A 24,423-nucleotide genomic window follows, 5' to 3' on the forward strand; every position below is an offset into this window, starting at 1 on the left:
AGAGCCTTTATCAAAGGCTCTTTTTTTTGCCTTAAAACGCCCTCAATCTGCTGGCCTTTTAATTTCGTCAGTCAGTACCCCAGGGTTAACCTGTTTGCAATACAAGCACAGGGGGCACCATGTCCAAATTTAGAGGCAACATTACACCCGGCACCGAGTACAGCGAGTCACTCTCACGTTTCCTTGAGCAGGAAGCGAGGTCGGGTCATATCTCGCTTGAGGGTATGCGCCGTGTCACCATAAAACGTAATCTGGCAGCCACGACTGCATTGATGACGGGAATGGCGATGGTCAGCGCTGGGGCCAGTTTTATGGCTACGGGTGGCGCAATGCCATTGTTAACCCTAATAGGCGCAGCATCTGCCATGATGGTCTCTATGTCAGCATTGGCGCGTTGTCCTGGCGGGCTGTTTTACCAGATTTCCGCGATTGAAACGCCGTTCACGCACGCTGCCTTGCTTCGATTCGCCGCCTGTGGTGCGCCAGAAGATGTCACGCGTGAGCTCATTTCTCTGCTGAACAAGCAAGAACGCGTCTCTTATGCGCAAGTTCATGATGTGGCCTGGTTCTGTGGTCGCCAAGCCAGTGGAATTGCAGAAAGTCATCTTTTCCAGGACCGGTACACACTGATCCGCAATCGCCTGGCATTGGAAACGCGGAGGGTAGGGTGATGCGGAACTTGTTCATTCTCCCGTTTACGGAGCTTCAGCACATTGCGTTATGCGCGCTGCGTTATCCGCTTATCTCTCGACGCAGTCTTTTCTGTTGCCTGGGTGTGATGGCCGTTTTCTGTCTCTGCTGGTTCTCTTTGACCGGGTTTGAGGAAGCCTCGGTGACACAGTCATCACTATTGGGTGTCGGCTATATCTGTGGGGCAACATCCGCGATCGGCTGGGGTCTGAAAACCTCAGAGATGTCACGCAATGCACTGCGCATTGGCTTTGGCATTTTCGCGCTCGTTATCCTCTCGCTGAACATTTCGGATAACGGGTTTATTCGCGCCGTGCAGCTGCTTGCGGAAGGCCAGTTTCATACAGAGACCAACCGAGTTTCGATGATGATGTCGCTGCGGGATATGTTGCTGATTAACGCCGTTGCCAGCCTGTGCCCGTATGTATTCTGGATTGGGTTGATGTGGATTGAGTTTCGCAACTTTCGCCATAACCCGACCTTTCGCAAAAATGCGCTTTTTCGCATGGTTGCCAACGTTAAATTGGTGCTTTATCAGATTTTCATTGTGGCAGGGGCGTCGTTAAGTCTGCTCCTGCTGACCGCCTGGACGGCACTGCCGTTCATACTCTCGCCACTCATGACGGTCTGGGTTGCGCTGTTTGTCTTCTTATCCATCTATCGCATTGAAAACGGATCGCCTCCCGAGTTTATCTTGCACGGCATTGCCACTGTAGGGCGGGTGAACCGATGAAGCTGTCTTCGCCGTTCTGCGCGCGCCTGCGTGTTTTCCTTCAACTCGGTGAAACGATCTGCACGAAAGGAGTGCTGAATATCATGTTTGATTCTCATTCATTTTTACCAATGGCGGATGACGCCAATCCTAATCCAATTCCTGCTATAAGCGATCACTGGCATCCCGTGGGAACCCGAGGAGAAGGGTTACCTACAACCCCCGGTGTGTACCGCTTTCGTGTTCCGATGGAATCCCGACCGGAGGAAACCGTTGAATTTCTGGCACAGTTACGCTGGCGTAAACACGGTGTGCATCAGGTTTTGATGCCAACCTTTGAATACGTGCTGGACGATGAATTCATCACGTTGCCAGAAGGTACCTATTGGCGTGAGCGCGTGCCGGGTGATCCTGAAACGTTAGGTGCAACACAATTCCCGATAGCGCCGGAAATGGCACACGGCGCGACAGAGTGTCCGTTTTGCCACCAGCAACCTGTCATTAACGGAGAGAAAATCAAAGAGGATGATGGCGATCGGTATTACACCCACATTCCCTACAAATTTAACCGTTTTTGGTTCAGCTGCTGCGAGTGGATAGGTAAAGCCCCGCGACCAAGCATTTCTGCCCTAAAGCACGACTGGAGCCAACGCTAAGATGAAGTACGCCAACCTGTACCTGGATAAGCGCGTGCGCCCTCACTGGGATTCCGCCTCGCTCTCACAAAAAGCCTATCTGGCGCTTTTCATTCTATGGTTCAAAATCATGATGGCGCGCAATGGGGCGAAGCAGAAATACAAAAAACGTGCGTTCCTTCCGGTGGTACTCTGGGTCAGTGCCGTGGGATGTATTGTCCGGATCATCACCACGGATGTTGGCAGTTGGCACTCACTAGCCGCGCTGTTCCTGTCGTGCATGATGTTAAGCCTGATTGCATTCGCCACGCTCTGGACGCTGTTCACCGCTTTTATTGTTCTTTTCAATTACGCGCTCAGCTGGTGGGCAGATCAGGTTTATCCCACCAGCCATACCGAAGCCTTCACCACGGTTGCTTTGGTGGAAGACGATATCGCTCGCGCCGCTGCTCAGGCTTACATCATGGCGTTTAGCCACCGTACAGTCACCCAGGTTACGATCGCGTTATCCATGATGTTTGCGGCAGATCAGGAGACGAAAGCGCAATGAGTCACTATGCTGACCACATGATTGAACACAACCGACGTTTCGGCACGCATGATGGTGTGGAAGGTAGCTTCACCACGTACCTGCCTCACCAGCCTGAGTTCGCTTCGCCAGATAGCAACGATATGACGGAGGCGGAAATTGCCGCTTGCGTTGAGGCCTGGCTGAAGTGGTTACATTGGGAGGTCTATCCCGAAGTGCAGCTAAAACACCACAGCAAGCGTCCTGATTTTGTTGCCACTAAAGGTGCGTTAGTGCAGGTAATCGAGTGCAAAAAAGCGATTGGCTTACCGGTGCTGGAACAGGCCATGTCCTGGTTCTATCCATACCGCAGTAAAAAAGCAGGCCTTCCACATCTCATTTATGTGGCCTGTAAGAAGTCATCTGCCCGCCGTGACTTTCCGTTATTACTCATGCGTCAGTGGGGGATCGGCTTGCTGGAAGTTGAGAAGTCACCTTCACGAAAACTGCGTTATGACGGTGTCACCGAAAAGGTCAGTGAAGCCCATTACACCCTCAGGGTTCAACTCGAACCTCGCTTGGTCCCTGGATCTCGTCATCAAGGGAAGGTCTTGCGGGCTCAGCTTAACGCCGATATGCGGATCGCCGTTGCTGGTACCACAGGCACGGGGCAATTCATGACCGACTGGAAACGCACTATGATCCGCATTGAAACGTTGATGGGGGACGGTAAACAAAGGCATGTTGCTGAAATTGTTGACTGGTTAAATGTTAACGGTGGATATCACTGGGCGAGCCGGAGCAGTGCTATCAGCGGCATCAACACGTCTTTGACGCGTCAAGGCTACGAATGTGAAGCCTATGGTTTTGAAGGCCGAGGTCATCGTTGGAAATACGTCGAGGGTGTGACGAAAAAGGTTTTGAAAATTTCGTCAGCCGAATGACCCGTGGTTAACTTTACGCATACAAACAGAAACTACCGATGAGGGTATCTCATGAAATTTTGGCTGCTTACCATTGTCACGCTGCTGGTGCAATTTAGCTGGATCGGCATCTTTCCAGAGAGTTACCGTGAGTGGGCATATATTCCCTGGTGCGTGGCAGATTTTGGCATTGTGGCGGTATACTTTTTTCTTCCCCGTTCTGTGGACGTTTAATACTGAGCATCCCTCTTAATTTTTGTATTCTTCGTCCGGCTATCTGAGAGGTTTCTGTTTTGCTTACGTTCATTGCCGCATTGCTGTCCATTACTTGTTTGGTGTTTTTGGGGCTGTCTCTTATGCCTTATTTTTGCTGCCGTGCGGATGGCGCTGTCATGCTAAAGAGCGAAAAAGGATGGTCAGTTGTCTGCGGTTTGGTTGCGTTGCTATTAGGAACAGGGGCCTACAAGTTGGCTACTTGCGTCTTGATGATCGGTTAGTTCTTTTTTAAGGGGGTTATGGTGGTTTGGATTTGGGTAGGGCTGGGCGCGCTGTTCGGCATTATTGAGTTGTTCACCTCGACATTTTTTGGGTTATGGATGGCAATCGCGGCAATTATCCCTGCGGCCATCGTGCTGGTGGCACCTGGCATTGATTTGTTGTGGCAGATCGGCATCTGGTGCATCGCAACAGTGTGCTGCGCAATTCTCTGGGTGAAATACTCGCGTAACAAACCTACGCGTTACGTGGAAGAGCCGCTGATCGGTGAAGTAGGCCATCTGGCGTTTGCTTTGCCGGAAGGTGGGGAAAGTGTGATTTTGCTGTCCAAGCCGGTTCAGGGTAACCAGCAGTGGCCGTGCAAATCGCAAGAGGTGCTGCCACGCGATGCGCGCGTCAAGATCGTGAGTGTTGCTAGTGGTGTAGTTTTAGTCTCCGCAGTGACTGCGGAATAACGTGGATTGAATAGGAAAAAAACATGATTGGACTTATCGGGCTTGCTGTTGTTGTGGTCTTTCTCGGTATCACGTTGTACCAGTGCGTGCGCATCGTTCCGCAGGCTGATCAGTGGGTGGTGGAGCGTCTGGGTAAATACCACACGACGTTAAATCCCGGCCTGAACATCCTGATCCCATTTTTGGACAACATCGCCTACCGAATGTCGGCTAAAGATCAGATGATCGAAGTGAAGGGCATTGAAGCCATCACGAAAGACAACGCCATGACGCAGGTTAATGCGATTTGTTTTATTCGTGTCGCGGATCCGAAGAAAGCCGCCTACGGGGTTGATAATTTCAACACTGCCGTGCGCAACCTGGTTATGACCACGATCCGTAACGCCGTTGGCGGGATGGAGCTCGATGAGACGCTGACCAACCGCGACGAACTGGCTGCGCGCTTACGCCAAAGCATGGACGTGCAAATGGTGGATTGGGGCTTGAGCCTGCGTACTGTTGATATTCAGGACATTACGCCATCCGACTCAATGCTCAAGTCGATGGAGAAGCAGGCCGCTGCGGTTCGTGAGCGTAAAGCCACGGAAGAACTCGCTGCCGGTAATAAAAATGCAGCCATCATGGAAGCGCAAGGCAAGAAGGAAGCCATGATCCTGGATGCAGAAGCCAAGCAAGAGTCTGCTATCCGCGAAGCGACGGCGCTGGAAACGCTGGCAAATGGACAGTTCAAAGCCTCGTCCAAGCTGGCTGAAGCACTCAGCATTGAGGGTGGGCGTGAGGCCATGAGCTTCCAGTTGGCGAACAACTATATTCAGACGCTCTCTGACTTGGCGACCAGCCCTAACGCAAAAGTGGTGGCTATGCCTGCCGATCTGGCGCAAAGCGTTGGCGGTCTCATCAATGCCGGTTCCCTGATGTCGGTCGGTTCTGCTGTGTCCAAATAATCGCAATCGGCCATCGTTACGGTGGCCTTTTGTAAAATGAGAACCAGATCCGGGCTCTGAAAATTGGCAAAACGAAATCCATACTCTGGCTGTGAAAATGGCATAACCATATGAATAAATTAATTATTTTACCTCTGACGTTTTTTCTGGCAGGATGTTCGTCCTCGCTCGGGTTATTGTTGGATGAACGCTACCAAGCAGCCTATCAAGAGGTGGTTACGGATCCCAGCGCTGACAACATGACCCGTTATATGCAGCTGAGCAAAGAGGTCGCCGAGCGCGACATGCGCAAAGCAACAGAGGCTGCTGAATCAGCAACGCGTGAAAGCGATAAAGGCTTCACTGAATATTTCAAACAATACGGAAGCGAAAGCTTCAAACGACAAAAAAGATAAGGACTCCCTATGACTACACTAACCTCAACTGAATTCGCTGCTGGCGCACTGTGGGCTGCTAATATTCTGATGTCCACGACCCGCGATACCGCCAGTGCGGCGGAAATCTTATGTCGCATTCCAAACCTGCATTCCCTGGCAATGCAAACCGCCGAGAAAGATCTTGCTGCGTTGCGTGAATTTGTCCTCAACGAATTGCCTCTGGGCACAGATCACGGCTTTACTCGCATCGCATACGGTGCCGAAGGTGTCGGTAACGAAATCATTGAGCTTCCGGCGAGTGGGGATGTCGATGAGTTGGTTGCAGCGCCTGGCGATACACTGTTATGGGTGGTGTACGGTGTTAACGCTGACGGCGATAAGCATCCGCTCATTGCATCCATCGACAATCCCGATATTGCAGCAAAATATGCGACGGAATTGGCATCCCAACTAGCCTAACGATTGCGTCTCACCAGGGATTGCAATAAAGTGTGACTGATCCACTTTTAATGATAAAAAAGGTGTTTTACTTCGTTAGTCATAACGATCACCATGCCCGGTTTCCGGGCTTTTTTTTGCGTTTTCTTCCCCCGAGAATCTTTTTGGAAAAAGCACCCCATTTTGTCCACCTTAAAGGTTTGTCATCTGCCACTCATCCGTAAAATAAAGGTGGTAAGTCAATCAACCATCAATATCAAAAGGATAGTCGTATGGCGCAACGTGGCGTTAACAAAGTCATTATTGTCGGAAATCTCGGGCAAGACCCCGAAGTCCGAGCAATGCCAAACGGTGGCTCCGTTGCCACTATTTCCATCGCAACGTCTGAAACCTGGCGTGACAAGCAGACAGGTGAACAACGTGAGAAAACAGAGTGGCATCGCGTTGTCTTCTTTGGCAAATTAGCCGACGTTGTCGGTGAATACCTGCATAAAGGCTCACAAATCTATATCGAAGGACAACTCTCAACGCGTAAATGGCAAGACCAAAGCGGCGCGGATCGCCACACAACTGAAATCGTGGTCAATCCGGCCTCCGGTGGCACCATGCAAATGCTTGGTTCCGCACCCAATAACGGGCAGCAAAACTCGCGACAAGCCAACAGCCAGCAAAACAATGCATCCAGCAGCCAACAAGGCGGTTGGGGTGCTCCGCAACAAAGTTCTCAACAGCACAGCCAAGGCGGCTGGGGAGCACCCAATCACGATGATCCACCATTCTAACACCTGCTATCGTTCCGCCATGCAGCCTTAATGGCTGCATTAATGTTTCTATCTCTCGGAGTCTGACATGAACGAAATACAGGCATCATTGAATGCCATTCTCAATAACGGCAGTATCGGCCAGGCGCTCAGCTATGCAGGGATCGCGGTGGCTGGTTTCGCGGTTGCGTCATTATTGTTTCGTAGCTTGATGATGGTCATGCTGGGTGCGGTAGCGACATTTTATGTGTTTTTCCTGAATACACCTGAGACCGCACTGGATAAAGCCACTACCGCTTCCACGCAGTTGGTCACTCAGCTATCACAGGCAAGCGAATGTGCGGCCGCGAAGGTTGAACATATTCGCAACATTGGTGTGGTGATCCGTAACGGTGACGTGCTGACTATCGCCGAAGAATGTGGACTATTGCCTAAGTAACGCATTTCGTGAGCGGTAAACTCGGTGGTAGCATTCTTGTGTTACCACTTTTCACATGCAGATATCACTGATTAAGAACAAAATTCTGCCGTAAATCGGAGAGGCCAAAATTGAAAGCGTTCTTCAAAAAATTAATTTCTTCGTTTTCCTGGGGAAATAAAAACAACAACACGATGGATGCCAAGCAGCACCGCGATACCCTGTACCATATGCGTCATGGTCGCGCACCGGTGCATACACATCCCGCTGAAATGGAAAACCAGCATGATTGATCCCAAAATAACAAAAGCCTTAAACGAACTCGCAATGGGCGCACAGCACCACGAGCATACCCTCCTGTCTGAAAACAGTCATTTAATGGAGGTGTTTACCTATCTTACTCACTTGAAATCAACTTCAGATGGTATCTATTTAGGTGAGCAGCGGATCCCCTGGAGAGAGGCTTTACCAAGCTCGTTTGGTATCCCAAGTTTGGAGGCGACCAAACGAGAAGGGGAGCGCTTCTTGGCTTGCGTGAGTGAGACTTGGGCAACACGGTATAACGCCAAAGCCCAAGAAACGCTGGCAAAAAAAATCGCCGACAACAGCACGACTGAGAATGACAACCTTTATTTGCTAACAATGTTCTATGCGCTGCGTAGTCTGCTGGATAACCTTTTGCCGTTCATTGACTTACAAAACTACCAACAATTTGAGCCAGAAGGCGCATTGGCACTTAACGAAATCGTTAATGGATTTGAGGCCGTCACTAATGGTGTTATCACCACAGAAAAGGTGAAGGAAGATGTGTTCTGTGCAGGTGTTGAAAATGCCATTATGGCGTTGAATGAGCAAAAGCATATCCTTGCCAGTAAAGGGCAGGACACCAGTGGCATTGAGCAATCCATAGCGATTATCAGAGCATCACAGCGTGAGGATAGCCCGGCCATAACGCCAGGCCAGCGCATCAACTAGCCCTCAGGGCTCAATAGGTGGAGAAACGACATGAAAAACGGACAGTCTACGCACTCAATGACGACTAAAAAACTACGCCGGAAGCTGTCCGGATATGGTCTTCGTGGTCAATTACTGAACCAACGGGTTCGCGATATCGTGGCTGGGCCGCAAACTGGCCGCAATGGTGAGCGTGAGTATGCGTTTGGATGGCAGCGCGATCAAATGGACAGATACATGCGTCGGGCACTGATAGGGAAGGGTGATCGCGTAGAAGGTCAAACCGGTCCTGAAGGCCGAGTAATTACCCCGCAAGGTACTACCCATCCAGTTCGCCGCCGTAGTGTTATTTCCATTAGCCGTCGTTACTTGGGGTAACTTACATTAACACGAACGTTTCCTGAAATTATTGGTCATCTAATTATATCCGGCGGTTCTGTGCCTAAGGCGAATCTGTATAGGTTCAGAAACAACTCAATATAGCGATCAATTTACGACGACTATTTAATTAGTAATTTATAGATGTAGTTTTGAAAAATCATGGAATATATTAATTTATATACATGTTTATTTGATATAATTATCTGTATCACACAGCAACAATCGAGGGAGTTGTAAATGGCAGTACATAAAATATCTGAGCAATTTCATTGCGACCTGAATATCGACTGGCCTTGCCCCCGCTGCCATCAAAAGACTCTACAAATTATAAAAGATAGTTTTATCGTGGAAAAATCGGCCGAGACTCGCAAGTACGAAAACGAAGACTGGTTCGAGGTGGAAATGAACAGATTAGTATTCACCTGCATGGCTGAATGCACAAAACCACAGTGTAATGAAGTTGTGGCTTGCTCTGGTATTGGTGGTGCAAATACTTTCTGGGATACTGAATACGGAGAACATCAAAAAAAATGGTATCGCCCAAAATCATTCACACCAGCACTTCATCCTTTCAGGATACCTGAGCAATGTATGGAAGAGATAAGTAAACCTCTGACTGCTTCCTTCTATATTTACCTCAGCCAGCCAGGGTCCGCAGCTAATCTGATCAGAATTACCGTTGAAAGGATGCTTACGGCCATTGGCATTCCTGAGTTAAATAACAAAAGAAGAATCCCGCTTCATAATCGCATCAACGGTCTTGAAGGACAATATGTGTCCTATAAAGATTACCTGATGGCCATTAAATTCTTGGGCAATGCCGGTAGTCATACCTATGACGAAGTAGAAATTGGTGATATAGAAGTTGCATTCGAGATTATGGAATTTGTACTGAATGACCTTTTCTCTGCAAAGAAAGCGTCTATTGATGAACTCTCTAAGCATCTCCAAGAAAAGTTTGAAAAAAAGAAAATTGAATAGCTTCTTCTTTATAAATCACCACCCATTGTAAGTAATTTCTATCTTCTATTTTTCGCGGCAGATCGTGAAAGTTGGTTTTGTACTATTCACAAAACCTATAAGCTTTAGTTCGAGAAGATACAGCCGGGTTAGTATCCGGCATGATTGTTCCGGTTTTCTTTACTCTTCCTCTCGCTCTTTGCGGATGCTCTCAGCCAATTCAATTCCAGTTTCGCTTAACGTGTACGCGACTTTCAGCGTGCGTGGATCACGGTATTTAAGCAACAGCCTACGGTCCACCAGCGTGCGACATGAAATGCGCAGATTAGGGCGCTCAACCTCACGGGAGCGACCTTTGTTTAAGATCGTGAAAATGGCGGTGAAAGGAATGGGATTGCTGTTTCGGGCCCTGATCTTAAGCAACACGTACAGGACGTCTTGTTGTAACGATGAATTCCGATGTTGAGTGATGTTTTCCATGTTTGAGCCTATTCATATGCGATATGAATAAGCTATCGTTGGCCTGATTGTATGTCATCGTTTTTAGTCCTCGTTTTGTAGCCCTTTTCGGGGGAGCAGAAATCCTGTCCGTAGTAGGATCGAGTTACCCGTCGAGGTGAACATTAACAAGGTGAAAACATGTTTAAACGTATCCGTAGCGTACCATTACTGGCTGGGGCCATTGCCGCATTGTGCCTGACCAGTGCCTATGCCGAAATCCCTACCAATGCCAGTGGCCGACCCGTTGCCGGGAAGTCGGTGGCAGAATTCGAATCCTACAAAGCCAACTGCCCTGAGTGCTTACAGGTCGCTCAGGACATTATCAAAATGCGCACCCAGTATTGCCAGCAAGCCGGTAATTTGGATCAGACCATCTTGCAGGACCCGATCTATCCCTACCTCAACGGCATCCGCGTCATGCTTGCTAACCGTGGAGGCTACAACAGCCCCATGTACACCTCGGCACGCCAGGTATTCGAAGCTAACGTGAACTGTGAAAACAGCAGCGATTGGGTCGAACGCAGCCAAAAGGTTATAGAAAACACCTTTACCGGTCCTCAGTAATCCTGCCTGACCTTCAACCCGCTATACCGGCGGGTTTTCTTTGCCAAAATTTCGTGGGCAGCATCACCCACGTTACGCTACATGAAATCTTCCAGAAGGACACACCATGAAAGACCCATGCTTATTGAACCTACGGCAGTTGTTCATACAGGATTTGCAATCACGCTTAAACATCAATCACGCCACGGCCACTGAGCTAGTTGCCGCAGGCTTTGTTGATGATGATGACTCTGAGCGCATCGACCTGAACGTGGAATGGAATGCCTGGGTCCGCTGCCACCATGCGCGCCTGAAACAACCGGCATCGCAATTGCTGACACCCGAAACGCATTCTGCTATCGCCACGATGCGTGCGCTGGCTGACGAGTTTCGTGAGCACTTCGAAGAGCATGGCGAGCATCACCATACCGTCATCGCCCTGTATGACAGGGCAGACAGTGATTTCGGCTATGAGAATGTCACGCACCTAATTGCGGCGCTGGATCGTCTGGTGGAGCACATCAACCAGCCCGTCGATTTGTCTTCTGGCAGGGTCTATACCGCCCAGGTCGCGGGGGCAATCGCAGCCTATCGTCAAACCGTTATCGCCGCATTGGAAGCCGTGGGTAAACCCTGGAAAGCATAATGCTCGCGTAAATGCGTGTTCTTTAATTCAACATCAACAACCGGAGAGGTGCATCATGAACCTGAAGTCGTTATTGAACCAAACAGTAGAAACGCTGAAAGAAAAAGGGATCTGTGCTGACAATTTGCGAAAAGTTACGGCACCCTCCGAGCTCATCACTCAGCTGATCTCGGCGCTGGCTAACCTGTCCGGGGATTACAAGGGCAGCTATTCCCCGGCTTCTGACTATCAAGGCTTATTGCGTCAGTTCAATGCGCTCCAACAACTGAATGTCTCGTTCGGCAAGCAGCTGGCTATCTACCGCGAAAAAGCCAAGCAAACCGGTGACGGTCCAGCGGAAATCAAGCGCCTTCAAAATGAAGTCAACTCTGAGCGTGGGGCCAACGAGCAGCTGACCGTTGAAAACGAACGCCTTCGTGCTGAACGGCTGGAAGTGGATGCAGAAACAGAAAGGCTCAAGGCGTTGGTGCTGACACTTGGGGGTAACCCTGAGGTATGGGAAGGGAAAGCGCCATGACCGTTAACTCTGTGGCCGATCTGGCGGTCGCATTGGGTATTAATGAAGCTGAAGCAACGCAGTTTGCGGTTACAACCTGCAATTTGATGTTGCAGCACCCAGAATTGCTGGCCGGGGATATCCAGCATTTTGCGCAGCATGGAACCTGGCCGGAGATTACCGATAAGCCCCTGGTCAAAGGTGACCCCGGCACGGAAAGTGTGCTGATGGGAATGCGCGTCCTGATCTACAAATTGGGTAAGCACGAAGGGCCTAACGGTAAAGCCCGCCAGATGTACGACATGATGCGGCGGCTTGGTTATTTTACTATGACGGATTGTTTGCGTTAACTGCAATTTCTGGGGCGAACAGCCCCTTTTTTTTCATCCCCCATAAAACATAACTTATCCTAAATATTTTGCCGTTTAGCTATTCGTCAGCAGTTTGGGTCGGGGTAGTCTAATTATGACTACTTACTCAACTTTAGGGGCACGACATGACCACGACTCTGAATCAGCAAGCGGTACCGAAGAAGCGCACCTTTAAAGATCTGCCAGGCTTCGACATCTCTGCAACTGACATGCTGCGCATCATTGATGCCCCGTGCATGATCATCAAACGTGGTAACGTCCAGTTCAAGGTTTTGGAAATGCTGACCTTGACGCTGGTGGGTGACAACCTGAGCGCGCTCGGTGTTGACTACAATACTGGACAAGTGATCTCCCGTGGTGTGGTTCAAAAGTCAAACGGTGACATGGTCGCCTCTGTGCCAGCAACCCACATCAGCACCTTATTCCGTAATATGAAAGGCGAAGAAATCGTGAATGTGCGATGCGACCAAGAGCGCAATCGTCTCATCATTCGTACCGGCAAGAACGCCTACAACATCCCGCTGTGCATGGAAACCATCCCAGTCGTGGACGAGTCCGACCTGACGGCCAAATACAGCATAACATTCCCGGCAAACATGCTTAACCGTACCTTGCAACGTGTCATGCACTCTGCGGGCAAGAACGACGTGCGTCATTACATGAACGGTGTCTTCCTGAGCCTAGACAAGAATGCATTCAACGCAGTCGCCACCGATGGGCACCGGATGTCGGTTATGACTGAAGACGTCCTGTTTACGGATGAGTTACAGGACGATATCACAGCACCAGTCGCCCCCGCGTCTCTGTCTGGTACTTCATCCGGGGTTATTCTGCCTATAGAGGTGTGTCCTATTCTCATGAAGTTGCTGGCCGCAAACAAAGGCAGCTTCCGGATGGACTACAGCGAAAGCTACCTGACCTTTAACCTGGGTGATGTCACCGTTATCTCGAATCTGTTGAGCGGCAATTATCCCGATTGGCGTCGTGTGGCGGGTGTTGTTAAGCACAACACGGAGAAGTTCAGCATTAATGCCTTGATGCTTCGCGACGCATTAAGCCGCGCGCTGCCGCTCATCAATGCAGGCGCAGTCAATAAAAATGCGAACAGTACCGGCCTATTCGTATTCAAAAACAATGCGCTGATGATTAAGTCCCCAAACCAGAACCTTATCGAGTGCAAGGAAGTGCTGGAGATTGAAAAGGTGGCCGGAGAGCTGGAAGACAAGATTGAAATCGGTTTGAACTGCGAATACCTGCTGCGTTCGCTGAACAGTTTAATCGCGCATTCCGGTGAAGAAACTGACATCACTTTCGCCCTGAAAGATACTGTCACTGGGCTGGAAATTGGATTCGGTGATGACTGTTGCGACATCATCATGCCGGTACGTTTTTAATAATTCATTGTAACTGTCTGTTTTGTTGACCAAAGGCAATGGAGTGCCGAGCGTGCTCCGTCGATGATACCTCCCACTGAAAAACATCGACAAATTGCCCGCCTTTTCAAAGGGAATACGACACGTCAACAGGTATTATGGATTCACTTTCCCTGCACAGTAATGCTTGGTTTCGGCTGAAAATTTCTGTGCTCCACCAGCAATATCGAACATAAGGATTTTACGTGGAACTGAAACAATACCATGAAGAAGCCCTGCGCACCGAATCGGTGATCCCGCACGTCAGCGGCGTAAGTGCGCCTCACCTTTATCTGCTGCTGTCAGCGGCTCACTCGTTGGGTGAAATGTTGGATCAGTTTAAAAAAGGTATTTTTTACCGTAAGCCGATCGATATTAATCGCTTTAAAAAAGGCCTGGCCGACCTGCAAGACCTGGTGGGCACGCTTTCGCCTGAGTCCATCACCGCAGAAGAGCTGCACGATGATACCAAAACCATGCTGATGAACGGTTATGACGGTCAAACGCACAATATCGGACTGGCGTCCTTGGACGCTATCGACACGCGCATTCTGCACGCCTCGCTGGGCGTGTTCACTGAATCCGCTGAAATCTGTAAAGCGTTGGTGAACACGATTGAAGGTCAACCTCTGGATCTGGTGAACCTGTCTGAAGAGTTCGGCGATCTGAGCTGGTATGGCCTGGGCATTTTCCCGTCTGCCTCCGGAATCCATTATGGCCGTATTCTGGAAACCAATATCGTCAAGCTGGCCGTCCGCTACCCGGAAAAGTTTGAAGCGTTCCTGGCCCACGATGATAACCGTAATCTCGTGGAAGAGCGCAAGGCATTGGCAAACGGCATCAAGTAAGCCTTATCCATTCATGCGGGCAACGTGGGGTTGTCCGCTTTCTATGGTGCAATTATGAATACTGTTCTGAAGTGGGTTGGGGGTAAGCAGGGTGTCATGGCTCAGCTGAAGTTGGCACTGCCAAAGGGTACCCGCCTGATCGAGCCTTTCTGTGGTTCGGGTGCGGTGATGATGAACACAGCGTATTCAAGCTACGTGCTGGCCGACATCAACGCCGACGTCATCAACACCTACGACACCATCCGTAACGCGGCTGAAAACGTCATTGCTGCACTGACTGAGCTCTACGAAACGTGCCGTACTCGCGAACACTACGACGCGATCCGTAAAGAATTTAATGCCCGCACCGCTGACTCTGTCCGCATGGCTGCGATGTTCATTTACATGAACCGACACGGATATCGCGGCCTATGCCGATACAACAAGCGTAAAGGGGAATTTAACGTTCCCTGGGGGGATTACCGCAAACCGTACCTGCCTGAGAAAGAGATCCGCTACATGGCAGACCGCCTTGTGCATGCGGATTTGCTGTGTGCAGGCTTTGAAGAAACGCTGAAGCTGGCGGGTGAGGGCGATGTGGTCTACTGCGATCCGCCTTATGTCAATCCTGGTAAGTTTACGGGTTATCACGCCAGTGGTTTCACTGAAGCTCAGCAACGCGCGCTGGTGGACATTCTGAATACCCTGCCAGAGAAAGGGGTGCATGTAGTGGCCTCCAGCCACGATGCTGAAAACATCCGCCAGATGTATACCGGCTTTACGGTTAAGGGCTTCTCTGCTCCGCGTAGCGTGTACAACGGGACTGGTGAAGGGAAGCAGGCGAAAGAAATCATCGCTATCCGTCAAGCGGTCTCTTCAGGCAAGACCTCAGCATGACCGTGCCGGTGTTTGAAGTTCTACCGCTGAAGGATCCGCTAACTGAGCGATTCTGCGACGAGATTGCCGTCATTCACCGCTATGACCCAGCTGAAGCCAGTCGCCAGTACCTGGAATTTATCAAAGAGAACAATGTGGTGTATTGGGTGCAATTGGCTATTCGCGACCGCATCCAGTACCTGTCAAAACAAAAATCAAAGGGCAAGCCCCTTCTGATTAAAAATCATAGTGAGGGAGCTATGCCTCTTTTTCGTCCTAAAAGTGTCGTGGTGTACCGCATCACCCGACAAATTGACTTCAGTAACATTGAAGAGCAGATGAAGGCCTTTACGTTTAAACCCTGCGGCCCTCAAGACATGGCGCGCACCGGATGGATCAGCCCTCTTGGGGAAGAGTACGAAGAGCTGACTCACCAGGCAAATGGTCTCATCCTGCTGACGCAGCGTAACGAAAGCAAAATTATTCCTCCGGCTACGGTGAAAGAGCTCGTTCGCCAGCGCGTAACCAAGCTGGAAAAAGAGCAGAGTCGTCGCCTGAAGCGAACAGAAATTTCAGCCATTAACGATCTGGTGTTGGGGGAGTTGCTGCCTAAAGCCCTAAGTAAGTACGCCAACATGAACATGTGGATTGACCCAAAATCCCGTCTGATCATTGTGGACACCACCAGCTTTAAAAGGGCAGAAGACGCGACGGCTCTTCTGCGTAAGACGCTTGGTTCGCTGCCAATTATTCCGTTCACGCTGGAAACGCCAGTTGAGCTCAAGCTAACGGAATGGGTACGCTCTTCCGAGCTACCTCCTGGCCTGGCATTGTGCGACGAAGCGACACTTGAGGCCATTTTGGAAGACGGTGGCGTGGTGACAACCAAACGCCAAGATTTAGTTTGCGATGAAATTGCCAATCACATCGAAGCGGGCAAGTTAGTCACTAAGCTTTCGATGAACTGGATGGAGCAACTCAACTTCGTCATTAACGATAGCTTTGTCATTTCCCGATTGAACTTTGCCGACGCGCTGATTGAGCAGAACGACGATATCGATCGCGAAGATGAAGTGCAGCGGTTTGATGCGGACTTCGTTTTGTTTACCAGCGTCATTATGGAACTGCTGGATCAGTTAATTGCAGCTTTCGGCGGGGAAGCGAAATCATCTTCTGAGAGCAAAGAGGAAGGTGGGGACGCGACTGATAATGGCGGTCAGGGTGACGACGAGTAACGCGTAACCATAGCGGGTATGAATTAGGTAACCAAAAGCGAGGGTTTGGCTTAATGCTTCGTTGGACTGAAGAGCAGCAACGCGAATATGAGCAACGAATGGGGCGAAGCGCGGGGGGCAAATCAGCACCGAAAAATGACACTCAGCCTGTCACCCCCCTCCAACCAGCCATTGAGTCAGCACCTGCTGAGCTGACGGCAAAGCAACGTACCCAAGCGCTGGGGCGGTTACGAACGGGCACGATGAATAAAACCGAAGCACGCTACGCCGAACACCTGAAATGGCGTATGCATGCTGGTGAAGTCGCCTGGTTTAAGTTTGAATCCATCAAACTACGACTTGCTGACAAAACAACGTATACAGCGGACTTCTTCGTCATGCTGACCTCGGGTGATCTGGAGGTGCATGAAGTGAAGGGGCATTGGGAAGAGGATGCGCGAGTCAAAATAAAGCTTGCCGCTGAACTCTATCCCTTCCGTTTTCTGGCCGTGAAATGGCTCAAAGATGAGGGGGAGTGGAACTTTGAAGACTTCTCCCCGTGGTACAACAAGGAAAATCCATGAGCGTGACTGACAGCCTGGTAAAGCAATTTTTTGACACCTGGTTCTTATCAACGGAGCGCAAAAAGCGTAATGACGATACTTGGCGTCCCCCAGTTGAGGGGCAAGATGATCCTACGCTATATCACGTTCGTAGAGATGCAGCCTATGAAGCTTGGTTTGCCCGCAGCGATTACCCGTTGTTGAGTGCCAAAGCTATGACAATGCACGATGAGATGTACCGCTATTTGCATAACGTTCGCAAAGCGCGTGAAGCTGAAATTAACAAAGAGCGGCCGCCTGCGGTACTGCGGGATTTGGGCGTTTCTTCACTCAGGGACCTGGCAGACTATCTGATCCGTAACGATATTGCGGGCAGGCTGGTATAACAGGGGTAACTCACCAAGACAGGCACGGGGGTGCGTCATGTCTTTCAAGATGATTGGATTGGCCGTATTTATTGCGGGTGTATTGGGGCTGGCCTACTTACTGTTTTATTCTGGGAAACCGGTGAAAAAATCAAACGGCGAAAAGGTAGCGCGGAAGCCGACTCTCGACGAATTGTTTCCCATTGATGAAGAAACAGGGGAGAAAATTTATCAAAGGGAAGAGCACGATGGTGTGATAACCAGTGATAATGAACTGACTCCGGCCATTTATGTTGGGTACAAGCGGCATAAATTTATTCTCCCACGCGATGCCAGCAATCTATACTCGCGCCTGATTGAAATATTTGCCGATCAGTATGCTGTAGCACCTCAGGTCAGAGTGACTGACATCATTCAGGCAGAAGAAAAGGATATTGACAACCAGAGTCTGGACGTCAAAAGTGCCATGCAGTTTATGTCCCGAATGAACTTTAACTTTGTCCTCAGCGACATACACAGCGGTGAAATTGTGCTGGTGATGCTGACTGAAGAACGACTGGCCGACTCCGGTAACAGTGCGTTTCTGATTGGCCTGCTCAGCCACCTGAATATCCCGTTATATCGTTACGAGCGCCTGGCCGATATCAGCGATAACGATCTGGCGATTGATATTGCAGAGACGATCTCTGGCGGTCAATTCGAGTAAACAAAATGAAAGCCCGACATCGTTCGGGCTTTGTCGATTCTTAACAGCTGTTATGATGAATTTGTGAGATCACTTACAGGGGGCAAAATGTCTCATTCCAACGGGTATTGGACAGGTGATTTGTATGCGGGCTCTACGGTGTTCATCAGGCGCCAGGATGGTCACCTTTCAAAATGCAAGGTCATCAACGTTGCCAATCACTGGTTCAATGTCGCTGGCATTTCTTCTTCCTTTGATAAATTCACGGCGACCAGCCAGGAAGGCGTTGTTGCGCTACCTGATGCATATGATGTTCGGGAGCGTTATAGCATTCAGCAGCAGCGGGATTATCTGGCGCGTCTGGATATCTCGGCGCTTTCATCTCTCCAGATCAATCATCTTTATGCGGGCTTGCATCTCGCTAAACGTGCTGGTGGAGGTGCATTGCCAGGGATGCCGATCGCTGAAACCCCAGAAGGGATACGCAGCTATATACAGGAAATGAACCTGAGCACCTTGAGTGAAATTCAGGTTATGTATATGTTAACTGGCTTAAAAATTGCCACGAAAAATTAAATAGAGGTTTTTATGTCTACTACTGAGCGGTCTCCAAAAAAGGCTCCGCGCCGTAAAAAAAGCACACGCAAAAAGCAAAAACACTGGTCTTACACCATAACGTCCAGGGAATACCTGATTGCTTTTCTTTTAGTGTTACTGGTGGCCGTATTATCCGTGATTTATTACTGGCGTTCGACAACCTTGGTCACTACCTGGGATGTTGGTGCGGTTACCCAGCCGGGTATTCGATCCTCTGACGAAACCGGCGCTGACTGGAAAACGGATTTCCAAACCACGAAAGGGCAATTTACCGTTCATCTACAAATTTTCCCTAATCCTGGGCTGCCACTTGAGTTGCGCCAGTACCATCGTGGAAATTACAAGCTTTGCTACTTGATGGGGGATTACGAATATCAGACTGGAAATGCTCTGTGCTTTGACATTCCGACAAGCGATGGCCTAGCCATCAGCAGCAAATTGTAGATCTTGAAAATTCGGTCGGCGGACTAGAGCAAAGTAAAATCGGCATAACCTACATTCCTGAGGAAGTGAAAATGAGCCAACCATCAATAGGGCAACGCATTCATACCCAATTACCACCAAGCTCGGTTGAGGGGGCTATTCAGGCGCTTGAGAATACGGCTTTACTATCAGGTTCTGACGTGTTGTCGGTGAGTATCATGCGCAACACGATTTACGCGAAGCTGGAAGAATACAGCGATGTGCTATCCATTTCGCCGGAGCGGGTTCTTCAGTCTCTGGAGGACATTCGAGGTCATGAGTCGCCTGTACAGTTCTACAGCGAACAGCGCCTGCCGGAAATTTGCGATGCTTACACCTGGCCGACCGCTGAAGAATTTCGCAAGTGCCTCAATGAAGGCGGTTCAGCCCCAACGTACCTTTGCCCAAACTGCAATCAGGAGTCAGACCACGAAAGTAAATGCACCGCGCAAATCACAGATCGGCACGGTGTAAAGAAAAATTGCGGCTGGATTTTAAACCCGACCTCGGATATTCTACGTAATAGTATAAAAATACTCATTCAAGCTGAGTTTTTGAACAATCTCCAGATCCATCATCTGTTTCGCCCTAAGGGAGTCGCTCTCCCACAGCGGGTTTGTTTTGATGAGTTTGGTGAAGACCTTGAAGATGACGGTTGTTGAGAGATAAGAAAGTAGTACCTCATTTAATAGATGCCTCGTTTAGGACGGGGCTTTTTTTTTGCCTTTCTCCCTTCGTCAGCGGTTAGACCCACCGGATAATAATTCTATTTTCCAGTGAGGTACCCATGATCAATTTAGCAATCTACGAGCCCAATCGCGCAGCTGAGTTTCAACCAATACTTCCTCTGTATCAAGCTGAGGATAGTAATCATGCTGGCCTAACCCCACACGAGGGGTTTCGTATGTTCAACGCACTTACGCAGCTTCTCGCTGAATACCGTGATGCACGTAGCGAAATTGACTCATTACACCTCGCCGTTATGGGCAAGCGCCATAGTCAGGCATTTCACTATTTCACTGACGGATGCAACAATTCGATAGGGACAACACTGGCCGTTGATTGCCTGTTTGATCTCCAGCGCGCCACCTGTTCACTTGACGAGTCCTTCTGGCAAAAGGTGCTTGACCTTACAGGCGTGCGTAATTTTATGCCCACTGCGCGTAAAGACGAGTGGTACAACACACTTCGGCAGTGGCGCAAAGCTTCTCCCGATCGACTTGCCACGGTGCGGCCCGTCGCCTTCACGGAAGAGAACGTATTCGCCACGGCTAAAAGCCTAACGACCGAGAAAAAAGATTATTTCGCAGAAATGGTCGAAGGCGTATTCAAAAATCTGTCAGTGTTTCACAAAACCAACAAAGCACAGGGATTTAGTCCGAAGATGGTGATCACCAACTGCCTACCATGTCGTGACTACAAGCGAGGTTATGACAATATGGATTACCTCAGCGACCTACGTAAAATTATCGGCCTAATGCAAGGCCGTCCCGGCGCAGAGATCGTCAATAAATGGGCGCTAGAGCAATCCCTCAGTAACAATACGGGGGAGTGGATATCGGTAGACGGTGGCGCGCTGACCTGCAAAGGCTTCCTGAATGGCAATGTACATATTCAGGTATCAGAGGCTGTGTGCGATGACCTCAATACAGTATTGGCTTACCGGATGCCAGGCCTCATCCCTCAGTTCAAAGAGCGAGGGAAAAGTAGCAAAGCGACGCGCAACACGCAGTACACGGGCGATTTAATTGACTACCGGATTGCATTCCCAACCTGCACTGAACTCGCTGAAATGGCGCGCAACAACCAACATAGCGCGAAGCAATATGGTGCGGGACCATTTACTATCGTGATGCCTCGGAGATACCATTACGCTGAACTGGTGAAACAGGAGCTTGATAGCATCTTCCGTATCCTGGGCGCGGTAGAGGTTAAGCCAGAGGTCTACGAATTTGAATTCTGGCCGATGGAAGCGTTTAAAGCGATCGCCATCAGTGGCACCTTACCTGACCAAAAAACACACCAGTTCTACCCGACAACCGGCGACCTCCAAAAAGCGGCGATGGACGAATGTGACCCGAGTGAGGGCGATACCTTGCTTGAACCTAGCATCGGTTTTGGTGCGCTTCTGCGTAACTTGCCTGAGGGGGTCAAAGTGACGGGAGTCGAGACAAATCATGTTGCAGCCATCTGTTCACGCTTGCGTTGGGATACTCACCAGCAAGATTTCCTTACCACTACGGTAAAACAACTCGGTCAGTACGATCGCGTGTTAATGAACCCGCCATACTCAGACGGTCGCTGGAAGCATCACCTACAGCATGCTCGTCAATTCGTGAAACCTGGCGGCCGTATCGTTGCAGTTCTTCCCGGCAGTGCGACAGAAGAGAGTGTGCAATCTCTAATGAACGATGATTGTAGTGTCCACCAATGCGGACAATATGAAAACGCCTTTGATAAGACAAGCGTTAACGTTAAACTATTCGTCATTGATTTTTATTAATATTCTTGCCGTAGCATACTCGATATGCTACGGCGTTAACGGTAATTTCATGGGCAAAACAGACTACATACTCCGTGCGTTATCAAAAATTTCGCATAAACGCTGGGAGCACTACATTATCAATCGTGTCATCCATACGCTAGATGACCCAGATATTGAGTTCGTTTGCCAACAGTGCATTCGAAAAGAAGACAGCTTGGGGAAAATATATCTCGCTGATCTCCTGTTTCCACAGCTGAGCCTCTATCTTGAGATTGATGAGGCTCATCATGATAGTGATGACGCTAGAAAAGCTGACGCCGTGCGCCGATTAGATATCGTTGAAGCAACCGGATTCCAGGAGGAACGGATCCCTGCTAGTAACATAACCCTCAGCGAAGTAAATAAACTGGTTGATGAATTTGTCCGTTTAGTGAAAAACAAAAAAGAAGATCTCGAAAAGCAAGGCCTATTTTTTCGCTGGGACTATGACGAACGATACTCAGCAAAAAAACATATACATACTGGCTACATGGCAGTGGGCCCTAACTCGGTTTTCCGCTATCACAGAGATGCTTTGCAATGTTTTGGGTACCGCAGAGAGGGGCATCATCAATCAGGTGGCTGGACCCTGCCTGCTGAGGTCGTTCGGTCCATCGGATTAACAGGCCGCGTAATGGTTTGGTTTCCTCGTTTGTATGAGGCTGGAGAGTGGAAAAATGGACTCTCGGAAGACGGCAAGCAGATAATCGAAGAAAGCCTTAATGCAACAAGAAACTATCAGGAAACGTGGGATTACCGCATTGTTATGGCACATTCCCGTGATGAACTAAACCGCACGCTGTATCGCTTTCTAGGTGTTTTTGCTATCGACAGCAACCAATCATCCGATGAAGTCAAAGTGTTCAAGCGTACTCACACCCAAGTCAACGTTTACCCCCCTAAAATTTAGCCGACGTTTTGTCGGCTATTATCCTTCGTCACCGTATCCCGTCAGCGTAAAATAGCGACCTCAAAAAGTTTGCTAACCCTATAGCAGGTTTCATTCTGCTGTGGTTTGCATTATCAGCGAATTTATAAATTCAGGACAACAGAGTGACTCAGTTTGTTAATTTGCGCGGTAAGCGACTGGCATTTTCCGCCAAAGAATCATCCTCTATCCCCCCTGGCGCTTCAGGCCTCATCTATCCCAAAGATGCTGGATTTATCATTACCGATGAGCAAAGTGTGGAAAGACTCTTCATAGAGCATGACAAGGCCACTGGCATTTCCTGGTTTTTGAAAGTCGGTCGTCGCGGTCTCCGGCGATGGTTCGAGCCAACTAACGATGAAACGCTAAAAGCATTCGGATTAGACATCCTCGACTACAACGCCTCAATCTTACTGGCTGGGCGTATCCACCAGCAATGTAGAAAGTACCTTTCATCTGCTTCCGGACATTAAATCGTTAGTCGGGAGCCTCAGACTCACCACAAAAAAGGAGGTCATTTCGATCTCCTTTGCGTTCTTTGTCAGCAGTAGTTGCATGAGACAATTAACCCATTCGAAACCGTTTGGGAAGAGTCATGAACAACTTTAAATACTGGTTAAAGCTGATGGTTTACCGTTTTACATTGAGCAACGACGATCTGGAAAAGTGCCTGGCAGATCGTCGGAGCATGGACGAGTTTCGCCGAAAGGCCGCAGATATTAAGCAGCGTATGAAACTGCATGAGCTCGCCGGTGGCTGTTGTAATGAAGATGGCGGGGAAGGGATCCCGTTAACATTCCAGGGGGTTAGCCTGAAGGCCTATCGTCCTGCTGAAGTGGTAGATTCACTTTCCAAATCTTCTGTTTCCAATGTTGTTGACCTTTGCTCCCGTCGAAAGCGCCGTGACCTGGTCAATGTCATTTCACATCCGTCGCCCCAAAAGCATTGCGGCCAATAACCAACATTTAAATTAGGGATTTTCAATGTCTACCATGCGACATGCAAAAGTTAGCACCCATTCGATTAAGTCCATTTTCACCGAAACGTGCAAGTCATTTGTGAGCATTTATGGGGTGCTCATGCTGATAGTCCCAATCTTGGTTGGCGGAGGATTGCTTGCGTTACTGATGCAACGTCTTTCTATGGCCGATATCGGTTTTTTCATCCTGCAACCTGTTTTCATCGCCTCGCTGGTCATGATGACAATGACTCAGCAAAAAATCACAGGCAAAAGACTCCCCATAAAAAACCACATCCGAAACCTGCTTGTGGTTTTGTTTACCGGTGTTATTGCCACATTCTTGCTGGTATTTGCGCTATGGTGCTTCAGCCTTTATATGCCAACAGCCAGTGCAGCCACTGGTGCCACGCAGGTTCCCGCTCCATTAATAATGGAACCTTCTACTCAGCCGCAAGAGTTCCTGTCATTGCTCCCAATCTATTTCAACATGTACAGCCTGGTGACGTTCACTGTTTTGCTCGTTCTGCCAATGATGATCATGTTCATCGGAGCGATAGTGTGCTGTGAAGGGGCGTTATTCCGTAACTTCAAATCAGTCATCCTGGCCGTGTTCCGCAACGTCAGCATCATGATTGTCATCGCAATGCTATCCCTGGCCGTGTTTGCATTGTGGTCATACACATCACTCAATAGTGACTGGCTGGTTTATACCGCTGTCGTACCCATCGCACTGATCACCGCTGTTATCCACCGTATCGCAGTGCTGTCTTTGCCTGTCGAAATCAAACCATGAGGTTAACC

The 24,423-nt window shown here is 49.4% G+C and carries 36 protein-coding genes; 35 read left to right on the forward strand and 1 reads right to left on the reverse strand.

Translation table 11 applies throughout. The features are described 5' to 3' along the window. Positions 1-119: 119 nt before the first annotated feature. The 16 genes from PSF28_RS16990 (at position 120) to PSF28_RS17065 (ending at position 9,672) form a co-directional block, all read left to right on the forward strand. Complete coding sequence (locus PSF28_RS16990; RefSeq protein WP_136135303.1) at positions 120-671, forward strand: hypothetical protein; 552 nt, start codon at positions 120-122, stop codon at positions 669-671. A 161-nt stretch (positions 672-832) separates the two neighbouring features. Further along, positions 833-1,423, forward strand: a complete 591-nt coding sequence (locus tag PSF28_RS16995; protein ID WP_131680306.1) for a hypothetical protein — start codon at positions 833-835, stop codon at positions 1,421-1,423. Further along, entirely contained in the window at positions 1,420-2,058 is a 639-nt protein-coding gene (locus PSF28_RS17000) for a hypothetical protein (protein ID WP_136135302.1), read from the forward strand. Before PSF28_RS16995 ends, PSF28_RS17000 begins: the two co-directional genes overlap by 4 nt. A gap of 1 nt (position 2,059) precedes the next feature. Beyond that, positions 2,060-2,587 (forward strand): hypothetical protein, encoded by a 528-nt coding sequence (locus tag PSF28_RS17005; RefSeq protein ID WP_094962283.1) that lies wholly within the window; start codon positions 2,060-2,062, stop codon positions 2,585-2,587. After that, the gene (locus PSF28_RS17010) at positions 2,584-3,489 is read left to right on the forward strand and encodes a hypothetical protein (RefSeq protein ID WP_131680308.1); all 906 of its coding nucleotides are present in this window, start codon (positions 2,584-2,586) and stop codon (positions 3,487-3,489) included. Before PSF28_RS17005 ends, PSF28_RS17010 begins: the two co-directional genes overlap by 4 nt. Before the next feature lie 51 nt (positions 3,490-3,540). Beyond that, positions 3,541-3,702, forward strand: coding sequence for a hypothetical protein (locus PSF28_RS17015; protein WP_163768278.1), 162 nt, complete (start codon positions 3,541-3,543; stop codon positions 3,700-3,702). A 284-nt stretch (positions 3,703-3,986) separates the two neighbouring features. Then, positions 3,987-4,418 carry an NfeD family protein gene (locus tag PSF28_RS17020; protein ID WP_221078145.1) on the forward strand — a complete coding sequence of 144 codons (432 nt, stop codon included), beginning with the start codon at positions 3,987-3,989 and terminating at the stop codon, positions 4,416-4,418. 23 nt (positions 4,419-4,441) lie between these two features. Next, positions 4,442-5,362, forward strand: a complete 921-nt coding sequence (locus tag PSF28_RS17025; protein WP_131680309.1) for an SPFH domain-containing protein — start codon at positions 4,442-4,444, stop codon at positions 5,360-5,362. Between the two features lie 110 nt (positions 5,363-5,472). Beyond that, entirely contained in the window at positions 5,473-5,757 is a 285-nt protein-coding gene (locus PSF28_RS17030; protein ID WP_136135301.1) for a hypothetical protein, read from the forward strand. Between the two features lie 9 nt (positions 5,758-5,766). After that, positions 5,767-6,198 carry a hypothetical protein gene (locus tag PSF28_RS17035; protein ID WP_131680311.1) on the forward strand — a complete coding sequence of 144 codons (432 nt, stop codon included), beginning with the start codon at positions 5,767-5,769 and terminating at the stop codon, positions 6,196-6,198. Positions 6,199-6,449: 251 nt separating this feature from the next. Beyond that, positions 6,450-6,959, forward strand: coding sequence for a single-stranded DNA-binding protein (gene ssb, locus PSF28_RS17040; protein ID WP_131680312.1), 510 nt, complete (start codon positions 6,450-6,452; stop codon positions 6,957-6,959). Positions 6,960-7,107: 148 nt separating this feature from the next. After that, a complete protein-coding gene (locus PSF28_RS17045; protein ID WP_131680313.1) occupies positions 7,108-7,377 on the forward strand; it encodes a hypothetical protein in 270 nt (89 codons plus the stop codon). A 110-nt stretch (positions 7,378-7,487) separates the two neighbouring features. Next, on the forward strand, positions 7,488-7,649 hold the full coding sequence (locus tag PSF28_RS17050) for a hypothetical protein (RefSeq protein ID WP_163768281.1): 162 nt from the start codon (positions 7,488-7,490) through the stop codon (positions 7,647-7,649). Next, the gene (locus tag PSF28_RS17055) at positions 7,642-8,331 is read left to right on the forward strand and encodes a hypothetical protein (protein WP_163768283.1); all 690 of its coding nucleotides are present in this window, start codon (positions 7,642-7,644) and stop codon (positions 8,329-8,331) included. The genes PSF28_RS17050 and PSF28_RS17055 overlap by 8 nt, the downstream gene beginning before the upstream one ends. Positions 8,332-8,361: 30 nt before the next feature. Further along, on the forward strand, positions 8,362-8,688 hold the full coding sequence (locus tag PSF28_RS17060; protein WP_131680315.1) for a hypothetical protein: 327 nt from the start codon (positions 8,362-8,364) through the stop codon (positions 8,686-8,688). A gap of 240 nt (positions 8,689-8,928) precedes the next feature. Next, positions 8,929-9,672, forward strand: a complete 744-nt coding sequence (locus PSF28_RS17065) for a DUF4145 domain-containing protein (RefSeq protein WP_131680316.1) — start codon at positions 8,929-8,931, stop codon at positions 9,670-9,672. 159 nt (positions 9,673-9,831) lie between these two features. Here PSF28_RS17065 and PSF28_RS17070 read toward each other — a convergent pair whose 3' ends face one another. After that, a complete protein-coding gene (locus tag PSF28_RS17070) occupies positions 9,832-10,131 on the reverse strand; it encodes a chromosome segregation protein ParM (protein ID WP_131680317.1) in 300 nt (99 codons plus the stop codon). Positions 10,132-10,290: 159 nt separating this feature from the next. Here PSF28_RS17070 and PSF28_RS17075 point away from each other — a divergent pair, with 159 nt between their 5' ends. The 19 genes from PSF28_RS17075 (at position 10,291) to PSF28_RS17165 (ending at position 24,415) form a co-directional block, all read left to right on the forward strand. Next, complete coding sequence (locus PSF28_RS17075; RefSeq protein WP_131680318.1) at positions 10,291-10,716, forward strand: hypothetical protein; 426 nt, start codon at positions 10,291-10,293, stop codon at positions 10,714-10,716. A gap of 106 nt (positions 10,717-10,822) precedes the next feature. Next, on the forward strand, positions 10,823-11,341 hold the full coding sequence (locus PSF28_RS17080; RefSeq protein WP_131680319.1) for a hypothetical protein: 519 nt from the start codon (positions 10,823-10,825) through the stop codon (positions 11,339-11,341). Between the two features lie 55 nt (positions 11,342-11,396). Beyond that, positions 11,397-11,858 carry a hypothetical protein gene (locus tag PSF28_RS17085; protein ID WP_131680320.1) on the forward strand — a complete coding sequence of 154 codons (462 nt, stop codon included), beginning with the start codon at positions 11,397-11,399 and terminating at the stop codon, positions 11,856-11,858. Continuing rightward, on the forward strand, positions 11,855-12,187 hold the full coding sequence (locus PSF28_RS17090; RefSeq protein ID WP_131680321.1) for a hypothetical protein: 333 nt from the start codon (positions 11,855-11,857) through the stop codon (positions 12,185-12,187). The genes PSF28_RS17085 and PSF28_RS17090 overlap by 4 nt, the downstream gene beginning before the upstream one ends. 146 nt (positions 12,188-12,333) lie before the next feature. Continuing rightward, positions 12,334-13,602 (forward strand): DNA polymerase III subunit beta, encoded by a 1,269-nt coding sequence (locus PSF28_RS17095; RefSeq protein ID WP_239509701.1) that lies wholly within the window; start codon positions 12,334-12,336, stop codon positions 13,600-13,602. Positions 13,603-13,826: 224 nt separating this feature from the next. Beyond that, on the forward strand, positions 13,827-14,468 hold the full coding sequence (locus PSF28_RS17100) for a nucleoside triphosphate pyrophosphohydrolase family protein (RefSeq protein WP_094962267.1): 642 nt from the start codon (positions 13,827-13,829) through the stop codon (positions 14,466-14,468). Positions 14,469-14,522: 54 nt separating this feature from the next. Beyond that, positions 14,523-15,344 carry a DNA adenine methylase gene (locus PSF28_RS17105; protein WP_094962266.1) on the forward strand — a complete coding sequence of 274 codons (822 nt, stop codon included), beginning with the start codon at positions 14,523-14,525 and terminating at the stop codon, positions 15,342-15,344. A gap of 239 nt (positions 15,345-15,583) precedes the next feature. Then, a complete protein-coding gene (gene rdgC, locus PSF28_RS17110) occupies positions 15,584-16,558 on the forward strand; it encodes a recombination-associated protein RdgC (RefSeq protein ID WP_272685420.1) in 975 nt (324 codons plus the stop codon). Between the two features lie 242 nt (positions 16,559-16,800). After that, the gene (locus tag PSF28_RS17115; protein WP_131680431.1) at positions 16,801-17,121 is read left to right on the forward strand and encodes a DUF1064 domain-containing protein; all 321 of its coding nucleotides are present in this window, start codon (positions 16,801-16,803) and stop codon (positions 17,119-17,121) included. Further along, a complete protein-coding gene (locus PSF28_RS17120) occupies positions 17,118-17,486 on the forward strand; it encodes a hypothetical protein (RefSeq protein ID WP_094962265.1) in 369 nt (122 codons plus the stop codon). The genes PSF28_RS17115 and PSF28_RS17120 overlap by 4 nt, the downstream gene beginning before the upstream one ends. Before the next feature lie 37 nt (positions 17,487-17,523). Further along, complete coding sequence (locus PSF28_RS17125; RefSeq protein ID WP_131680322.1) at positions 17,524-18,171, forward strand: DUF2726 domain-containing protein; 648 nt, start codon at positions 17,524-17,526, stop codon at positions 18,169-18,171. 87 nt (positions 18,172-18,258) lie between these two features. Beyond that, the gene (locus PSF28_RS17130) at positions 18,259-18,726 is read left to right on the forward strand and encodes a hypothetical protein (RefSeq protein ID WP_094962263.1); all 468 of its coding nucleotides are present in this window, start codon (positions 18,259-18,261) and stop codon (positions 18,724-18,726) included. 141 nt (positions 18,727-18,867) lie between these two features. Continuing rightward, entirely contained in the window at positions 18,868-19,191 is a 324-nt protein-coding gene (locus PSF28_RS17135) for a hypothetical protein (RefSeq protein ID WP_163768288.1), read from the forward strand. A 71-nt stretch (positions 19,192-19,262) separates the two neighbouring features. Then, on the forward strand, positions 19,263-19,871 hold the full coding sequence (locus PSF28_RS17140) for a hypothetical protein (RefSeq protein ID WP_131680324.1): 609 nt from the start codon (positions 19,263-19,265) through the stop codon (positions 19,869-19,871). A 242-nt stretch (positions 19,872-20,113) separates the two neighbouring features. Further along, positions 20,114-21,712: a class I SAM-dependent methyltransferase gene (locus PSF28_RS17145; protein ID WP_163768291.1), complete on the forward strand. Its 1,599-nt coding sequence runs from the start codon at positions 20,114-20,116 to the stop codon at positions 21,710-21,712. Positions 21,713-21,761: 49 nt separating this feature from the next. Further along, entirely contained in the window at positions 21,762-22,643 is an 882-nt protein-coding gene (locus tag PSF28_RS17150) for an AbaSI family restriction endonuclease (protein ID WP_131680326.1), read from the forward strand. Positions 22,644-22,786: 143 nt separating this feature from the next. Continuing rightward, entirely contained in the window at positions 22,787-23,134 is a 348-nt protein-coding gene (locus PSF28_RS17155; protein ID WP_131680327.1) for a hypothetical protein, read from the forward strand. 122 nt (positions 23,135-23,256) lie between these two features. Further along, a complete protein-coding gene (locus PSF28_RS17160; RefSeq protein ID WP_131680328.1) occupies positions 23,257-23,619 on the forward strand; it encodes a hypothetical protein in 363 nt (120 codons plus the stop codon). Positions 23,620-23,740: 121 nt separating this feature from the next. Next, entirely contained in the window at positions 23,741-24,415 is a 675-nt protein-coding gene (locus PSF28_RS17165; RefSeq protein WP_131680329.1) for a hypothetical protein, read from the forward strand. Positions 24,416-24,423 lie beyond the last annotated feature (8 nt).

The organism is Providencia sp. PROV130 (assembly GCF_028482225.1).
Taxonomy (GTDB): Bacteria; Pseudomonadota; Gammaproteobacteria; order Enterobacterales; family Enterobacteriaceae; genus Providencia; species Providencia rettgeri.